Source organism: uncultured Methanobrevibacter sp. (assembly GCF_902764455.1).
Taxonomy (GTDB): domain Archaea; phylum Methanobacteriota; class Methanobacteria; order Methanobacteriales; family Methanobacteriaceae; genus Methanocatella.
Genome location: NZ_CACWVY010000002.1, coordinates 62,763 through 79,503 on the forward strand (window position 1 = coordinate 62,763; position 16,741 = coordinate 79,503).

At 32.3% G+C, this 16,741-nt stretch carries 18 protein-coding genes; 12 read left to right on the top strand and 6 right to left on the bottom strand.

Going from position 1 to position 16,741, the window contains the following annotated elements; genetic code table 11:
• The first annotated feature begins 93 nt into the window (after positions 1 to 93).
• On the top strand, positions 94 to 399 hold the full coding sequence (gene eif1A, locus QZU75_RS00945) for a translation initiation factor eIF-1A (RefSeq protein ID WP_292793457.1): 306 nt from the start codon (positions 94 to 96) through the stop codon (positions 397 to 399).
• A gap of 26 nt (positions 400 to 425) precedes the next feature.
• Positions 426 to 1,199, top strand: coding sequence for a serine protein kinase RIO (locus tag QZU75_RS00950; RefSeq protein WP_296881071.1), 774 nt, complete (start codon positions 426 to 428; stop codon positions 1,197 to 1,199).
• Between the two features lie 80 nt (positions 1,200 to 1,279).
• Here the strand turns inward: QZU75_RS00950 and QZU75_RS00955 are convergent, their stop codons facing one another.
• A complete protein-coding gene (locus QZU75_RS00955) occupies positions 1,280 to 2,050 on the bottom strand; it encodes a TMEM175 family protein (RefSeq protein ID WP_296881072.1) in 771 nt (256 codons plus the stop codon).
• Between the two features lie 161 nt (positions 2,051 to 2,211).
• Between QZU75_RS00955 and QZU75_RS00960 the strand changes: the two genes are divergently transcribed.
• From QZU75_RS00960 to QZU75_RS00985, 6 genes are all read left to right on the top strand, one after another.
• Entirely contained in the window at positions 2,212 to 2,829 is a 618-nt protein-coding gene (locus tag QZU75_RS00960) for a KH domain-containing protein (RefSeq protein ID WP_296881073.1), read from the top strand.
• 568 nt (positions 2,830 to 3,397) lie between these two features.
• The gene (top6B, locus tag QZU75_RS00965) at positions 3,398 to 5,101 is read left to right on the top strand and encodes a DNA topoisomerase VI subunit B (RefSeq protein ID WP_296881074.1); all 1,704 of its coding nucleotides are present in this window, start codon (positions 3,398 to 3,400) and stop codon (positions 5,099 to 5,101) included.
• Positions 5,102 to 5,110: 9 nt separating this feature from the next.
• Positions 5,111 to 6,202, top strand: a complete 1,092-nt coding sequence (locus QZU75_RS00970; RefSeq protein ID WP_296881075.1) for a DNA topoisomerase IV subunit A — start codon at positions 5,111 to 5,113, stop codon at positions 6,200 to 6,202.
• Positions 6,203 to 6,307: 105 nt separating this feature from the next.
• Entirely contained in the window at positions 6,308 to 6,580 is a 273-nt protein-coding gene (locus tag QZU75_RS00975) for a metal-sensing transcriptional repressor (protein ID WP_296881076.1), read from the top strand.
• A gap of 60 nt (positions 6,581 to 6,640) precedes the next feature.
• Positions 6,641 to 8,506 (top strand): cation-translocating P-type ATPase, encoded by a 1,866-nt coding sequence (locus tag QZU75_RS00980; RefSeq protein WP_296881077.1) that lies wholly within the window; start codon positions 6,641 to 6,643, stop codon positions 8,504 to 8,506.
• Between the two features lie 30 nt (positions 8,507 to 8,536).
• Positions 8,537 to 8,740 carry a heavy-metal-associated domain-containing protein gene (locus QZU75_RS00985; protein WP_296881078.1) on the top strand — a complete coding sequence of 68 codons (204 nt, stop codon included), beginning with the start codon at positions 8,537 to 8,539 and terminating at the stop codon, positions 8,738 to 8,740.
• Positions 8,741 to 8,748: 8 nt separating this feature from the next.
• On the opposite strand, the gene QZU75_RS00990 is transcribed toward QZU75_RS00985, so the two are convergent.
• A complete protein-coding gene (locus tag QZU75_RS00990) occupies positions 8,749 to 9,525 on the bottom strand; it encodes an alpha/beta fold hydrolase (RefSeq protein WP_296881079.1) in 777 nt (258 codons plus the stop codon).
• A 100-nt stretch (positions 9,526 to 9,625) separates the two neighbouring features.
• On the opposite strand from QZU75_RS00990, the gene QZU75_RS00995 reads away from it, so the two are divergent.
• The 3 genes from QZU75_RS00995 to QZU75_RS01005 all read left to right on the top strand — a co-directional run bounded on the left by QZU75_RS00995 (position 9,626) and on the right by QZU75_RS01005 (position 12,086).
• On the top strand, positions 9,626 to 10,102 hold the full coding sequence (locus tag QZU75_RS00995) for a hypothetical protein (protein WP_296881080.1): 477 nt from the start codon (positions 9,626 to 9,628) through the stop codon (positions 10,100 to 10,102).
• Between the two features lie 95 nt (positions 10,103 to 10,197).
• Positions 10,198 to 11,214, top strand: coding sequence for a phosphorylating glyceraldehyde-3-phosphate dehydrogenase (locus tag QZU75_RS01000; protein ID WP_296881081.1), 1,017 nt, complete (start codon positions 10,198 to 10,200; stop codon positions 11,212 to 11,214).
• Between the two features lie 35 nt (positions 11,215 to 11,249).
• Positions 11,250 to 12,086 carry a TIM barrel protein gene (locus QZU75_RS01005; protein WP_296881082.1) on the top strand — a complete coding sequence of 279 codons (837 nt, stop codon included), beginning with the start codon at positions 11,250 to 11,252 and terminating at the stop codon, positions 12,084 to 12,086.
• A gap of 1 nt (position 12,087) precedes the next feature.
• On the opposite strand, the gene QZU75_RS01010 is transcribed toward QZU75_RS01005, so the two are convergent.
• Positions 12,088 to 12,600 (bottom strand): zinc ribbon domain-containing protein, encoded by a 513-nt coding sequence (locus QZU75_RS01010; RefSeq protein ID WP_296881083.1) that lies wholly within the window; start codon positions 12,598 to 12,600, stop codon positions 12,088 to 12,090.
• Between the two features lie 38 nt (positions 12,601 to 12,638).
• Positions 12,639 to 13,709, bottom strand: a complete 1,071-nt coding sequence (locus QZU75_RS01015) for a metallophosphoesterase (RefSeq protein WP_296881084.1) — start codon at positions 13,707 to 13,709, stop codon at positions 12,639 to 12,641.
• Between the two features lie 89 nt (positions 13,710 to 13,798).
• Between QZU75_RS01015 and QZU75_RS01020 the strand changes: the two genes are divergently transcribed.
• Complete coding sequence (locus tag QZU75_RS01020) at positions 13,799 to 14,923, top strand: AAA family ATPase (RefSeq protein WP_296881085.1); 1,125 nt, start codon at positions 13,799 to 13,801, stop codon at positions 14,921 to 14,923.
• Here QZU75_RS01020 and hemA read toward each other — a convergent pair whose 3' ends face one another.
• Entirely contained in the window at positions 14,924 to 16,123 is a 1,200-nt protein-coding gene (gene hemA / locus QZU75_RS01025; RefSeq protein ID WP_296881086.1) for a glutamyl-tRNA reductase, read from the bottom strand.
• Entirely contained in the window at positions 16,120 to 16,740 is a 621-nt protein-coding gene (locus QZU75_RS01030) for a bifunctional precorrin-2 dehydrogenase/sirohydrochlorin ferrochelatase (protein ID WP_296881087.1), read from the bottom strand. The genes hemA and QZU75_RS01030 overlap by 4 nt, the downstream gene beginning before the upstream one ends.
• Position 16,741 lies beyond the last annotated feature (1 nt).

A 16,741-nucleotide genomic window follows, 5' to 3' on the forward strand; every position in this document is an offset into this window, starting at 1 on the left:
ATTAAATCCAATAACTTAATATATAATATATTCATATAAATATAAATAATTTAATCTTATGGAGAAACGTATTATTATTTTGGAGGAGAGTATTTGTCAAAACCAAATCAAAATCAACAACAAGAGTACAGAAGAGTAAGGACTCCTAAAAAAGGAGAAATACCTGGAGTAGTTGAACAAATCATGGGACACGGAAAATTAAAAGTCCGCTGTGCTGATGGAAATATAAGAATGACCAGAATCCCTGGAAAAATGAAAAAACGTATTTGGATTCGTGAAGGTGACGTGATCCTTGTAAAACCATGGGATTTCCAATCAGATGAAAAAGCTGATGTAATTTGGAGATACACAAAAACCGAATCCAATTGGCTTGAAAGAAAAGGCTACTTAAAAATGTAGTCTTATTACTTATTTTTTTGATTTTAATGGACCCTAAAGTAGCTAAAGCTGATGCAAAGCATCAAAAAATTCATTCTGAAAAACGTAGAAAAGACAATTCAGAAAGAAAAACCGGAAATGAAATTTTTGATAAAATAACATTAGAAACATTATACAAATTAGCTAATCAGGGACATATTGATATTTTAAATGGCGCCATAAGTACAGGTAAGGAAGCTAATGTACTTACAGGCATTACAGATGATGAAAAATTTGTTGCAGTTAAAATCTACAGAATTGCAACATCTGATTTTAAGAAAATGGACTATTACCTCAAAGGCGATCCGAGATTTAATGTGAAAACCAAAAATAAACGCAAAATCATTTATTCATGGGTTACAAAAGAATTCAAAAATCTAACAAGACTTTATGATGCCGGAGTAACCGTTCCAAAACCAATAACCAGTGCAAATAATGTGCTTTTAATAGAATTCATCGGTGATAAAGACGGAAATCCTGCACAACCAGTTAAAAACCAGCCCCCACAAAATCCCGACGAATTTTGGAATAAATTGCTTGTTGAGTTGAAACTGTTTGTAAGACAGGCAAAATTAGTTCATGGAGATTTATCCAACTATAATATTTTAAATTTAAATGAAAAACCAGTTATAATTGATGTTTCACAGTCAGTAGTGCTGGATAATCCAATTTCAAAAGAATTGCTTGAGCGAGACATTAACACCCTTGTTCGGGAATATACAAAACTAGGTGTAGAAACTAATTTTAAAGAAGTTTGGGAATATGTGAATCCAAAGTTTTAAATAAAAAATATAATTGCAGATGGAATCATATTAACTCCATCAGACAATCTTACCAAACATCAGTTTTGAAATTACTGCACTCATTCACCATAAATACTTTTTCTAATATTAGACATGAATCGTTCTTCATCATCATTCAAATCAAGATCACTCAATTTATCTTTACCAATACGTTTTATACGAATTATAAATACCAGAACCCAAGTTAATAGAAAAGATAATACACTTAATAATGGAGATACGAATGCCAAAATAATAGACAATACTGAACTGATAACCGGCGCCAACAATAAATATAATAATGTCAATAAAACACCTTTAAGATATAGTTTTAAATTAGGAAATTCAATTCCTTCATCATGGGCCTTATTGATATTAGTTTTTATTTCATCTTTCTTATCAAAATAATCTTTAAAATTATTCCGGATTAATAAAAGAAATATTAATATGTACAATAAACTGATTACCAATATCAATACTGAAAAGAACATATTCACTTCAATATAATTGAAAAATTTAAAAAAGAATCCTGTTGCAAAGGGTATTAAACAAACAACAGCCAGTGTAATCATATTTAAAGTCAATATACCATAACTTATTTTATTAAAATTAAAAAGAATGACCGTGTTTTCCCAAAAATTATATACAAGATAAAAGCTTATGAAATATATCAGAATAGATGGCAATAGAAAATTTACTAAATAATCACTTAAACCAACACCCGAAGATATATCCGCAATTGTTGGAACTGCTATTTCTAAAACAAGAATTGTCATAGCGATTGCAAAAACACCATCAGTGATTGCAGCATGCCTATCAGTTAAGTTATTTAAAAGTTCACTACCTGCCATATTATAATATATGTCATTATTTTATTTAACATTATGTCATCATTCATTTCCTGAGATGTTTAATTAAATCATCTTAAAAGTTAAATACTAATTTTAACAAAAACATTTAAAGATTTGAAATTAAATAAATAATATTACTCTTAATAAAAAAGGTGAAAATTATGCCGGAAACAGATTACTTAAAAATACCTCAAAACAGAGTAGGGGCATTAATTGGAAGCAATGGAGGAGTAAAAAAATCCATTGAAAAGGCAACTGGAACAATCCTGGACATTGACAGTGACGACGGGACAGTTTATATCACACCTAGGGAAGACATGGAAGACCCTTTAGGAGTTTGGAATGCTAATCATATCGTTAAAGCAGTTGCCCGTGGATTTAATCCGGAAGTTGCACTTAAATTAGTTAATGATGATATTTATCTTGAAGTCATAAGCTTACCATTATACATTGGAAAATCTAAAAAGGCCCTTGCAAGATACAAAGGAAGAATTATTGGAAAAGATGGAAAAACACGTGAAATAATCATGGAAATGGCTGAAGTAGATATGGCAGTTTATGGTAAAACAGTTTCATTAATAGGCGAAATGAACAACATCATGATTGCAAAAGAAGCTATTGAGATGATATTGAACGGATCCAGACACAAATCCGTTTACGGATTTTTAGAACATAAAAAAGAAGATTTAAAATTAAAAGAATTTAAAGACTTAGTGGGAATCGAAGACGATAAAATCGAATTTAAAGATGGAATCGACTTTGATGAAGATAATATTTAGGAGTTGAAACTCCTAAAAACTATTTTTTTAACTTATTTAAAAAGCATACCAATTTGTCATACTTCCGGATGCCGAATAACTCCTATTTTTGAAGCTATCAAGGTGAAGTTTATGTACAATATTGTTTATACTATTTTTTGAAAACATAAGGGTAATCAATATGTCCATTAACATATTTAAGATGGTTAGTTCTAAATAAAAACAATTTTAGACTCTTAGAACAATTTTATAGACCCATACAACTTTTTATTTAATTTAAAAAATAAGGCATTTCCAATCATAAAATCTAATTCAAATAAATATTACATTTTAGAATCAATTTTAATGAAAGATTACTATAAAAATAATGTTAGTAATTACAAACCATTATATACTTTAACCAATATATATAGATAGTGTAGTGTAAATACTATATTTTCTACATGTTTTTAACTTATTATTTTACCACATATTTAAACCAGTTAGATAGGGTAGGGTATGAATATTACTTATCAAATGCTCTCTGACTTCATTTAAATATTATTATGATAATACTTTAAAACATATTTAATTTTAAGGAGGAAAAATTTTGGCTCAACAAGCGGGAATTGATTGGGATGAAGATTTTGACAGATTGACTCCATCCCAATTCTTTAGAAAAAACAAGCAAATGCTTGGATTTACTGGTAAAATTCGTTCTTTAACCATTGTTTTCCATGAACTGATTACAAACAGTTTTGATGCATGTGAAGAAGCAGGAATCTTACCAGATATCGACATAGAATTAAAGCGTGTTGATAAAGAACATTACATTTTAAGACACAAGGATAACGGACCGGGAATTCCTGAAGACTACGTAATGCAGGTATACTGTATGATGTTTGCAGGATCAAAATTCAGAAACATCCAATCCAGAGGACAACAAGGTTTAGGTTGTAGTGGATGTGTACTTTTATCACAAATGACCACCGGTAAACCGGCCCATGTAATTTCATGTTTCAAAGAAGGAGATGAAATTAAAGGAGTTAAAATGAAATTCCAAATGGATGTGGAAAACAACCGTGGAATTTTAATGGAAAGAGAAGACTATCCTGCAGACAGCACTGGTGTCTGTATTGAATTACAATTTAAAGACGTGTCCTACTCTCTTGCAGAACAGGGTGCTTTTGAATACATCAGAAGAACCATGATCGGTAACCCTCATGCAAAAATTACATTTAGAGACCCATCCGGACACAAATATATCTTTAAAAGAGCAGCAGATGTAGTTCCAGTACAACCAAAAGAAGTATTACCACATCCAAAAGGTGTAAGTGCTGATGACTTAATGACAATGGCTAAAAACACCGACAGTAGAAGATATAAAAGTATGTTAACTTCATCAATGTCAAGAATGTCAAACAAAAGAGTTGATGAAATTGCCGAAATGACCGGAATTGACATGAACAAACGTCCAAAAGCAATGACTTTCCCAGAAGCTGAAGCTATTGTACATTGTTTCAAGAAAATGAAATTCATGGCTCCTCCAACTGATGGACTTATACCTATCGGTTCTGAACAAATTGAAAAAGGTATGAAACAAATTCTTAAACCTGAATTTGTAACAACAATTACAAGAAAACCTGTTACCTACCAAGGGGGTGTGTCATTCATTATTGAAGCGGGACTTGCATACGGTGGAGATGCAGGAAGAGTAGTTAATGAGAAAAGAAAATCTGAAATCATGAGATTTGCAAACAGAGTTCCATTAACTTTCGATGCAGGAAGCTGTGCAATTACAGAAGCTTTAAAAAGTATTGACTGGAAACGTTATGGCTTAAAAGACATGGATAATACTCCATTAACCTTATTTGTAAATATTATCTCTACACAGGTACCTTACCTTTCAACAGGAAAACAAAGTGTATCACCTGAACCTGAAATTGTTCACGAAATCAGACAGGCAACAATGAAACTAGCTCGTAAACTACAAAAGCACATCAGAGCTAAAAGAGCAGCAAAAGAAAAGGAAAAACGTTCAAAAGTATTTGAAGAATACGTTCCAGTTATTATTGAAGAAGCTGCAAAGCTTGGTGAAACAGGAGTTCCTGAATATCATGAAGTTTTAGCAAAAGTAACCAAAAGAGCTCTTGCTGAATTACTCGGTGAGAAAGTTGAAGATGAAGAGGAAGAAGAAGAACTCGATGCAATCATCATGGAAGAAGTTGACGAATTCGGACATACTGTTGAAGAAGGTCAATCTGCATTAGATAAGTTCAATGAAGATGATGTTGAAGAGGATTTTGAGGATTAGGTGATTTAAATGGCTGAACAAAAAGAAAAATCACATAAGGAAAAAAGAAAGGAATACACCTTTAATAAACTCAAAGGTTTAGGTCAGGAAATTATTGAAGACATAGAAAAAAATAAAGTTCCTTCAGTTAGAGTTCCGTCCCGTGGTACTGGAAACATTGTTTATGATGAAGCTAAAAGATACTACGTATTAGGAGACAGATACGGTAAAAGATCATTAGGTAATGTAAAGCAAATCAGAAAAATGGGCCAGATGGTTTATGTAGCTAATTTCTGTAAAGATTTGGTGGCTCGTGAAAAAACTGCAACCATCAGGGAAATGTATTATGTTTCTGAAGGTTGGGGAATCAGCTTTAAAAGCCAACAAGAATCAAACATCGTTGGGGAAGACCTTGAAGTAACCCTCGGTACTACACGTGAAGATTTAGGTTTAATGCCAGAAGAGGACGGCGCATCCGTTTATGGAGACCTGACCCTTCATGATGAAGTAGAAATCAATGCTGCAAAAATGGGAAAATCCGGTTATACCATCTCACCAACAATAGACCAAGTAGATTTCCTTGACCACAATGTTGATAAAGTATTAGCTGTGGAAACCATGGGAATGTTTCACAGATTAGTTCAGGAAAATGCTCACAAAAGATTTAACTGTTTAATAGTCGGACTTAAAGGACAAGCCGCTCGTGCTACAAGAAGATTCCTTAAAAGAGTTAATACAGAACTTAAATTACCAGTTTATATCTGTAACGACGGAGACCCTTGGGGATTCCACATTGCACAGGTAATCATTTCCGGAAGTGCAAAATTAGCTCACGTTAACAGTGACCTTGCAACTCCTGATGCCAAATTCATCGGAGTAACAGCATCCGATATTATCAATTATGATTTGCCAACCGATAAACTCAAAGATGTTGACGTGTTAAGACTTAAAGAGCTTTCTAAAGACCCAAGGTATAAAGACGATTTCTGGCAAACAGAAATTAAGAAAATGCTTAAAATTGGTAAAAAAGCAGAACAGCAATCTTTTTCAAAATATGGGCTTGAATACGTTGTAGACGAATATTTCCCAGCTAAATTTGAAGAAATGGAAAATCAAGCATAGTCTTGAAATTTTCCTCCTTATTTTTTTATTTTTTTTTGAAATTTCACCCAAACTTTTATATACTAATTCTAACATATACCCCCACAGGTATACGAGGTGTTTATTATGAAACAATGCATGGATACTGACAACTTACATAGAAGAATCAAAAAAATCATAGGACAATTAAATGCAATTGACCGCATGATTGAAGAAGATATTCCCTGTGAACAAATATTAATGCAAGTTAATGCATCAAAATCAGCACTGCATAAAGTTGGACACATTATTGTAGAAGGACACTTGGAAAATTGCGTAAAACAAGCCATAGAACATGAAGATGTAGATGAAGCCATAAGTGACATCTCATCAATTTTGGAATATTACTCCAGACTTTAATTTTTTTTAAAGTTACCTTATACCCCATAGGGTATAATTAGACCAGTGAGGTTGATTAAAATGAAATTAACAAAAGAGCAAAAAATAGATATTCTGCTTATAATCGTTTCCACAGCAAGTATAATTAGCAGTTTCATTCTATCACTCGACTATATTTCATGGATTGCAGTTATACTCTGCGGAATACCAATTCTTAAAGAATGCATTGAAGGATTAATTACTGAATTTGATATTAAAGCAGATTTGCTTGTATCCATAGCAATTATTGCATCAATAATAATTGGTGAAGTATTTGCAGCAGGTGAAATCGCAACAATCATGGCAATTGGAGGATTTTTAGAAGAATATACACTATCTAAAACCCAGGGAAGAATTGAAGAACTTGTAAAAATGACACCTCAAGTTGCAACCAGAATTAAAAATAACATTGAAGAAAAAATATCTGTCGAAAATGTACAGGTCGGAGATATCTTAAAAGTACTTCCGGGAGAAAGTATACCTACTGACGGCATCATCATTAATGGTGAAACCTCAATTGACGAGACAACCCTTACAGGAGAACCCATACCTGTAGACAAAAGCGTTAATGACGAAGTATATGGAGGAACAATAAATCTTTATGGATCATTCATTATGAAAACAACAAAAATCAGCCAGGAGAGTTCTCTACAAAAGTTAATTAGACTGGTTGAATCATCCAAAGCGGAAAATTCAAAAATTGTTAGAACCGCAGATGCATGGGCAACACTGATTGTTGTAATAGCGTTTATAGCAGCAATATTGACATACCTGTTTACATTTGAAATAACCCGATCTGTCACAATTCTTGTAGTATTCTGTCCATGTGCACTGGTTTTGGCTACACCAACAGCAATAATGGCTTCAATTGGAAATTTAACAAGATACGGTATTTTAGTAAAAGACGGAGAATCACTGGAGGAATTGGCACGAGTCAGTGAAATAACATTTGATAAAACCGGAACATTAACATATGGAATTCCAAGAATCGTTAATGTTATTTCAGAAAATCCAGATGAAATGATGCATCTTCTTGCATCTCTTGAATCAAAATCAGAACATCCTTTAGCAAAGGCAATTGTAAAGGAGTATTGGGGAAATGAATTAGAGCATGTTAATGATTTTAAAATGCATTTCGGAAATGGAGTAAGTGGTAAAATAAATGGTTCAAAAATCATTGCCGGAAACAAAAAACTCCTGATATCCGAAAATATTGAGATAACATCCATTAAAGAACCTCAAAATGGAGAAATTGCAATATATGTGGCAAAAAATGGTGAAGTTATCGGACAGGTTTATCTTGCAGATACAATACGTGAAAAATCAAAACAAACAATACGAGAACTGAAAGAATTACGAATTAAATCAACATTACTCACAGGAGACAACAAAAAAACAGCAGAATACATTGCAAATAAATTAAAAATCAGAAATGTTAAGGCAAGCTGTTTGCCTGAAGATAAAACAGAATACATTAAAAACGAACAAATTCTTGGACATAAAGTTGCAATGATTGGAGACGGGATAAATGATGCCCCTTCACTTAGAAAAGCAAATGTTGGAATAGCTATGGGAGATATTGGCAGTGCCGTTAGTATTGAAGCTGCAAATATCGCTTTAATCAACGACAACATCGAAAATCTTCCGGGTTTAATCAGAATTGCAAGAAAAACCGTCCAAACAATAAATATAGGAATAGGATTTGCATTAACAATAAACATTATAGCAATGGCATTGGCAATTCTTGGAATCCTAAATCCAATTGAAGGAGCATTAATCCATAATATAGGCTCCATTGTTGTAATTACCTATTCTTCAACATTAACACTTAAAAAAATTTCAAAAGAGGATTATAAAAAATCTAAAAAATTAGGCATGTCTAAACATTTAAATAAATCAAAAGCATAATATTAACTATCGATAATAAGGTGATTTATCATGGCTGAAAAAGAAATTAAAGTAGTGGGTATGCATTGCCCATCTTGTGTAAAAGCTGTAGAATTATGTTTAACAGATGTCGACGGAATTGAAGATGCAAAAGCAGATTTAGACTCCGGAATCACTACAATTACAATGTCTGGCGACGTAAGTGATGCAGACATTAACGAAGCTGTTGAAGAAGCAGGATTCAAAGTAGAATAGAATCCTCCTTATTTTTTATTTTTTAAAAAGTTCTTTAAAATATCCAATATTTTCATATTGTTTTTACCCACCAGCAAATTATGCTTTACATCATCAAAAATAATTAATTCAGAACCATCTATTTTTTCACAAATTTCCATTTGAATAGAAACTGGAGTTATTTTATCATATTTACCGGCCAGAATTAATGTAGGAACAGAAACTTCAGACAGCTTATCTTCTAAATCAAAATCCCAGAAAGCATCAATGATTTTAATATAAGCTTGAGTATTAGCAGTTTGTGAAGCCCGCTGCTTTAATAAATCCAGTTCCACACGATTATCACGAATAACATCAGGACATAATACCTTAGGCAAAATATTATCATAAAATTCTTTAAAACCCATATTTAAATCATTTTTAAAATCACTGAAAACACTTTTCATATGCTCGTCAGCTTTAGAAAAGCCAGACATCAACACAAGAGAATTAACTTTTTTCGGATATTTGAGTATAAAATCAAGTGCAATTGGACTTCCCAAAGAAAAACCAACAAGATTAATATTATCTGCATTCAATTCATCCAAAATCACAAGCAGACTGTCTACAATCAAATCAACATCCATTTCATCTTCACCCATTTGAGATTGACCATGTCCAGGCAAATCAAAACGGATGACTTGATAATCTTTTTTAAGATTAGTTGCTAAAATCTCCCAATAGTTCAAATTATCAGAAAGTCCATGGAGAAAAACAATTGTTTCGCCCTTACCTTCAACTTTATAATGTAAATTAATATTGCTCAAAGTAACACCATTATTAAATTTATCCCAATTATTTTATATAATCATCTACATTTTAGAAAAAAAGTTATAATATCCACCACATAAATTTAATTGTGATAATATGAAAAACATTAAATGTTTTATTTTAATAGTGATTTTGGCTGCATTGTTATCTGCAGGCATCGTATTTGCCCAGAACAACACAACATTGGAAGAACATGATTTTGATTCATATTTTAAAATGAATGTTCCTAAAGGAATGTCATTTGAAAAAATTGAAGGAGCTCAAAGTAAAAATATCAATCTTACACTGAATTACAGAAACGACAGTTTAAAGATTAACGTCGTCTATACCCAATCAATAGGTGCAAAAAACACACTAGTGAAATATTATGAAGAGATGGCAAAAAACAACACAGATATGAAAATGAATTCAACAGGCAACACTACAATCATACATTTTAATGGGAAAAATATCATTGGAGAAACAAATTACCATGACATGGCAATTGTTGGAGATAATGAAAAGTATATTCTGATGCAATGTGATAACGAAACCCTGATGAAATCCATGGCAGAGTCTGTCAAATTCAAATAGTTTATTAAAATTAAAAATATCAAATTATATATAACTTAAATAACAGATTTAAATTCATATAATATTTAATTATTATAACTTAAAAAGGGATTAAAATGAAAACTGTTGCAATTAATGGTTACGGAACCATCGGTAAAAGAGTGGCTGATGCAGTAGCTGCTCAAGATGATATGAAAGTTATTGGTGTAAGTAAAACTAGACCAAACTACGAAGCAAGAACTGCCGTTGAAGAAAAAGGCTATCCTTTATACATTGGAATTCCAGAAAGAGAACAATTATTCAAAGATGCGGGAATTGAAATAGCAGGTACTGTTGAAGATATGATTCAGGAAGCAGACGTTGTTGTTGACTGTACTCCTGGAAGTATCGGACCACAAAACCTTGAAATGTATAAAAAAGCAGGCGTTAAAGCAATTTATCAAGGTGGAGAAGACCATGATTTAACCGGCCTTTCATTTAATGCTATTTCCAATTATGATGATTCATACGGTGCAGATTACACAAGAGTAGTTTCATGTAACACTACAGGACTCACACGTACATTATCAACTATTGACCCAATAGCAGACATTAAAAAAGTCAGAGCAGTAATGGTAAGAAGAGGATCTGATCCATCAGAAATCAAAAAAGGACCAATTAATGCAATTGTTCCAAACCCTCCAAAAGTACCATCTCACCACGGTCCTGACGTAAAGACTGTAATGAAAGGTATTGACGTAACAACCATGGCATTACTTGTTCCTACTACATTAATGCACCAACACAACATCATGGTTGAAATCAACAATGACGTGGAAACTGAAGAAATTATTGAAGCATTAGAAAAACGTTCAAGAGTCCTTGTTGTTTCTGCTGAAGAAGGATTAGGATCAACTGCTGAGTTAATGGAATATGCTAAAGAACTTGGAAGAAACAGAAATGACTTATATGAAATCCCAGTCTGGAAAGAATCCATTAATGTTGTGGGAAATGAATTATTCTACATGCAAGCTGTGCATCAGGAATCTGATGTAATACCTGAAAATATTGATGCTATTCGTGCACTTTTAGAAATGGAAAGTGACAACGAAAAATCAATCGCAAAAACCAATAAAGCTATGGGAATATTTTAAATTCCCTCTTTTTTACTATTTTTTTACTGATTTAAATGAAACATAATGTACTTTTTGGACCTGCAGGAAGTCCTATAAACTATAAAGGTGCAGCATATAAAGCTCCAAAATTTATTTCTGAAGAAGGTCTTAACTCTTATGAATACCAATCCCCATATGGAGTAAGAATTGGTGAAAAAGCTGCAACTACTCTAAAAGAGGAATCTGAAAAGCATGACATTCAAGTTTCAATGCATGCTCCATATTACATTAACCTGTGTGCCAAGGAAGATTCAAAGCTTGAAAAAAGTATCGGACATTTAATATCTGCAGCTCGTGCGGGAGAATGGATGGGAGCATATAGACTTGTATTCCACCCAGGAGCTTATCTGAATAGAAAACCCGAAAAAGCCATGGAAATATCCAAAAATACAGTAAATAGATTATTTGAAGAACTTGAAGCGGAAGGCATTGAAGAATTTACATTCGCACCTGAAACTACCGGAAAAAGAACACAGCTTGGAAATGTTCATGAAGTTGTTGAGTTATGTGCCACATTTGACCATTTTGAACCAACAATTGATTTTGCACATGTCCATGCAAGAGGAAGAGGATTTTTAAATAAAAAAGAAGATTACAATTGCATATTTTCAACAATTGAAGATAATTTGGATATTGATATCCTGCACTGCCATTATACAACAATCGAATATGGCCAAGGCGGAGAAATTAAACATCACACATTGGACGAAAGTGATGAATACGGACCAAACATTGAAGATTTGCTTGCAAATTTAATTGATAATGGCTGGAAGGCAAACATTATTTGTGAAACCCCACAAAGAGATTTGGATGCTTTAAAAATGAAAGAGATATATGAAAAAATGTTATGAATTAATAATCCTTAACTGAATTTATCAAATCATCCATATCCTTGAAAAGGTCGTTAATATCATCATTATCCTTTTTGTTTGAACTCAAATGAATTATCAATTCATTTGTTAAATCTTCCATTTTATCTATAAAAGTTTCAAGAGTTTTAATTTTACCGTCAAGCTCTTTTATAACAAATGGATTTTTAGAAGGATCCAATTCAAGCATTTTTCTTGCAATACCTACCTGAATATCAAATAAGTTGTTTGATTTGGTAATGGCTGATGAAAAACGCTCATAAGCAAAATGATTTGGATCAAACTCCTTTTCCACCAGTTCACAAGCCCTCTTTTGTTTTATATCATATTCATGTTCCAATTCTGTAATCTTTAAATCATACTCTTTCGGAACTGCTTCAATAACTGGTTCCTTTTTAAATATTGGCTTTCCACATTCAGAACAGAAGTTCTGATTGGAGTCAATTTTAGCCCCACAGTAAATACAAAAATGATTGTGATTATCTTCGTTTACCATACAATATTATTTAAGTGGTTATCTTTAATAAGTTTTAATTATCTGCTCTTTTTTAATCTTAAGATAACTAGCTCGGAATTAGTTCCCCACCTCATAGGAATATCCATTGAACCAACACCTGTTGTAACATGCAGATATTTACCAGAATCACTTTTAAACAATCCCATATTATATTTAAAAATGAGTTCAGCAAAAAAGATTACAGGATAGAACTGACCACCATGAGTATGGCCAGATAATTGGACATCAAATCCCAAAGAGGAAAATTCCTCCCAAAAATATGGAACATGATAATTAATGATGTTGACAAAACCCGGCCTGATTAAAGATTCATTTACATCAGGCATTCCATTATCATCAAAACTATAAGATGCCCCAACTATGTTTAAACATTCAAATTCAGCACGTTTATTATCCAAAACAATGACTCCTGCATTTTTACAGGCCTCAATAACATTTTCAATTTCAAGATAGAAATCATGATTTCCAGGAGTGAATATTATTGGAATTTTAACATCCTGGAATGCTGAAAAGTCATCTTTTTCAACAGCTGAAGATCCGTCAGCCAAATCTCCGGAAATAACAACCAAGTCACATTCATCTTCCAGCAGTTTTAACTTTTCTGAAATTTGGCGAATGATTGGTCTGTGTCTTACGGAACCAAAATGAACATCAGAGAGATGGACAATGTTAATATCTCTAGATAACTTATTCAATTCCAAAACCCTTTCCTTAACGACCAAGTTATGAGCATTATAATAATTGTAAAGCCCTAATATAGGAACAATAGCCAATAATAAACAAATTAATGGGAAAGGAATCTCAACAAACATTTTAATTAAATAAATTGCAACAATATCTATGAAAAACATCATTGAACCCCACATCCAAACTCCATCAATAGTAGATACAACTCTTCCCAAAACTGTAGATTTTTTAGCTTCAAAAAACATCGGAACAAGATGAAACAAACCTACAACTATTGCCAACTTAGCTAAATCTAAGTTATTAACCCCTCCAAACAATAAAAAGATATATTTCAATAAGAAAAACTGAAATATCATATAAAATGGAGTTATGAATATTACTCTTAATGTTCTAAAACTCATAGAAATACCTCTAAAATTATTTTGTCACCACAAATATATAAATAATTAAAACAAATGTTATGTTGTAACAAATATTGGAGGTGAGTTTTTTGAAAAGTGATAATAAAACGCAAGAAATTAAAACAACCAACCAAAAATCCTTGAAAAAAGAAATTGAAACAAAGGATGATGCTGAATTAGTAATTTTAAAACCAGTAGGTTATCCATTTGCTTTTCCTTTGATGGATGAGGACATAGAAATTAAAAATGGCGCATTATTTGAAGAATACGCCCGTGAACAATGGCTCGGTTTGGTTGTCCGCGAAAACTCACACTTATTTGATCAAAAAATCATTCCGGACTATGGTTTTGAAATTATTTCCGCTAAACCAAATAACTCAATAATTTCAGAGCAGACAAAAATTAAATTAATTACAGACGATTTAAATGTGAAAAAGAATGATGTAAGAGTCAAATCAAATATTTTCCTCCAAGACATCGTGGGTCAAAAAAATGCAAAAAGTAAAGTCAAAGTAATTAAAAAATATCTGGAAAATCCTAAAAAGTTCGGACAGTGGGCTCCAAAAAATATTTTATTCTATGGACTTCCAGGTACAGGTAAAACCATGCTTGTAAAAGCTCTTGCCAATGAACTTGATGTTCCACTGCATTTAATTAAATCAACATCACTAATAGGTGACCATGTGGGAGATGGTGCATCTAAAATCCACGAATTATTTAAAAAAGCCAGTGAAAACTCCCCATCAATAATATTTATTGATGAAATGGATGCAATTGCACTAGATAGATCATTTCAATCTTTAAGAGGAGACGTTTCAGAAATAGTGAACTCATTATTAACAGAAATGGACGGAATTAGTGAAAATGAGTCTGTCATAACAATCGGAGCAACCAACAATCCAACTTCACTGGATTTTGCTGTAAGAAGCCGTTTTGAAGAAGAAATAGAATTCAAATTGCCGAATGACAATGAAAGATTGGAAATTTTAGAAAATAATCTCAAAACAATGCCAATTGATAATGATTTGGATTTAAACAAAATAGTCAAACTTACAAAAGGATTATCCGGAAGAGATTTAAAAGAAAAAATATTAAAAACCGCGCTGCACAATGCTATTGCCAATGACAGTGAAATTATCACAATGCAAAATATAGATTATGCTCTTAAATCTGTAAAAATAAAACATAATGAAGTTAAGGGAATGTTTGAATAATTATTTAAAATTAAACAAATATTCCGCAGCTGCAATAACTTCCTTATTTTCTTCTTTTGCAGCGTCTTTGACATTGTTGGAAATGTCGAAAAATATCTTATTAACTATAGAATTTGTTAAATTATTCAAAATTTTCTCACTACCATCTACATCAGCCATCTTAACTAATGCTTTTTGAGTTTCACGTTGCCTTATATCTTCCATAGATGCTCTTAAACTACCAAGAAGATCTTCAACTTCCATTATTTTAAACGATTCTTTAAGTAAAATGAACTCTTCATCGATGATGTTTTCAGCTTCACCAAACTCCTTAATTCTAAGTTGAGTATTGATATCAGCAATTTCTCTTAAATCATCAATATTAAATAATTTAACACCCAAATCAGAGACATCTTCAGTTATATCCCTCGGATTTGCAATATCAACCATCATAACATTTTCATAATCCATATCAATGTCTAAAATACGTTTTTTATTTATGATTGCATGAGGGGCGCTTGTTGCACTGATTACCAAATCGGCAGTGGCCAGATATTCCTCCAAGTCACTGAATAAAATAGCTTCACCACCTAAATCCTTAGCAAGCTCAACCGCAACATAATAAGTTCTGTTTGCAACAAAAATAGCATTCAAATCTTTTTCAGCAAGTGCCTTTGCAACCAATTTACCCATCTTTCCTGCACCAATGACAAGAACAGACTTATCGTCCAAGCTGCCCATATGTTTTTCAGCCAAATCAATTGCAGCAGAACCGATAGAAACAGAACCTTTATTGATATTGGTTTTGTTTCTGACAACTTGGCCAACATGAATAGCTTTTGTAAAAATAGTATCTAGATCCCTGCCACAGTGATGCTCTTTAATAGCTTTATGTTTTGCATCTTTTACCTGGCCTAAAATCTGGTCTTCACCAACAATCATTGATTCCAAACCTGAAGTCATACGTAGCAAATGCATTACAGCAGAAGAACCATATTCAATTATGATATTTTGATTTTCATGAGACAGCAATTCTTCATCTTCAGGAATATAGTCATTTTTAATGTAATACTCTTTTCTGTTACATGTGGAAATTTCAACATATTCCGTAATTGAAAATTTTTCCTGCAATTTCCAAAATAATTCATCAATATCCTTTGAAATATTCTCCATAGATTGAATATCTGCAATTTTATGGTCAACTCTTAAATTAAGTATCACGGCAATCCCCTTATTAAATTATCAATGTATGATTTAGCTTCATCAATCTGATTACTCTTAATAAATTCATTAATTTTTTCATCTTCAAAAATCTTGTAGAGATAATTGCGCCTTTCTTTTTGGTCATCTATTGATTCCTTCAGAATTGAGCGTGCATAATCCTGAAGCTCAATTTCCAGAATATCTTCATCAGTAATGACTGATTGAATTTTTTTTCTTAATTGGCGAGCCATTAATGGACTTTTCCCATTAGTAAAAATAGATATTTCAATTTCTCCAATATTAAAGCTTGTAGGAACAATTACATTACCTTCATATGGCAAATCCGCCCGATTAACAAGTTTATCTCGAGCAATTTTAGAAACATGGTCTGACAACTCTTCATCGCCGCTTGCTATTACAACCAAATCTGACCATTCAACCAGTTCATCAACATCATCTAAAGGGCGCAAAACTGCACCTTTTGACTCTAATTCTTTAGACAAACTATTTCCTGCCAATTTTACATTGGCCCCATGGTCTAAAAATTTATTGGCTCTTCTAGTTGCTACTTCACCTGTGCCTAAAATAAAAACATTTAAATTAGAAGTTTTTAAATAAAGAGATGTCCAATCCATT

Excerpts from the sequence above, each read along its gene's own strand:
- QZU75_RS01015 (WP_296881084.1), bottom strand. The coding sequence starts at position 13,709 with ATGAGTTTTAGAACATTAAGAGTAATATTCATAACTCCATTTTATATG.
- QZU75_RS00970 (WP_296881075.1), top strand. The coding sequence starts at position 5,111 with ATGGCTGAACAAAAAGAAAAATCACATAAGGAAAAAAGAAAGGAATAC.
- QZU75_RS00980 (WP_296881077.1), top strand. The coding sequence starts at position 6,641 with ATGAAATTAACAAAAGAGCAAAAAATAGATATTCTGCTTATAATCGTT.
- QZU75_RS00955 (WP_296881072.1), bottom strand. The coding sequence starts at position 2,050 with ATGGCAGGTAGTGAACTTTTAAATAACTTAACTGATAGGCATGCTGCA.
- QZU75_RS01000 (WP_296881081.1), top strand. The coding sequence starts at position 10,198 with ATGAAAACTGTTGCAATTAATGGTTACGGAACCATCGGTAAAAGAGTG.
- QZU75_RS00960 (WP_296881073.1), top strand. The coding sequence starts at position 2,212 with ATGCCGGAAACAGATTACTTAAAAATACCTCAAAACAGAGTAGGGGCA.
- QZU75_RS00995 (WP_296881080.1), top strand. The coding sequence starts at position 9,626 with ATGAAAAACATTAAATGTTTTATTTTAATAGTGATTTTGGCTGCATTG.
- QZU75_RS00975 (WP_296881076.1), top strand. The coding sequence starts at position 6,308 with ATGAAACAATGCATGGATACTGACAACTTACATAGAAGAATCAAAAAA.
- QZU75_RS01005 (WP_296881082.1), top strand. The coding sequence starts at position 11,250 with ATGAAACATAATGTACTTTTTGGACCTGCAGGAAGTCCTATAAACTAT.
- QZU75_RS01030 (WP_296881087.1), bottom strand. The coding sequence starts at position 16,740 with ATGGATTGGACATCTCTTTATTTAAAAACTTCTAATTTAAATGTTTTT.
- QZU75_RS00985 (WP_296881078.1), top strand. The coding sequence starts at position 8,537 with ATGGCTGAAAAAGAAATTAAAGTAGTGGGTATGCATTGCCCATCTTGT.
- QZU75_RS00950 (WP_296881071.1), top strand. The coding sequence starts at position 426 with ATGGACCCTAAAGTAGCTAAAGCTGATGCAAAGCATCAAAAAATTCAT.
- QZU75_RS01010 (WP_296881083.1), bottom strand. The coding sequence starts at position 12,600 with ATGGTAAACGAAGATAATCACAATCATTTTTGTATTTACTGTGGGGCT.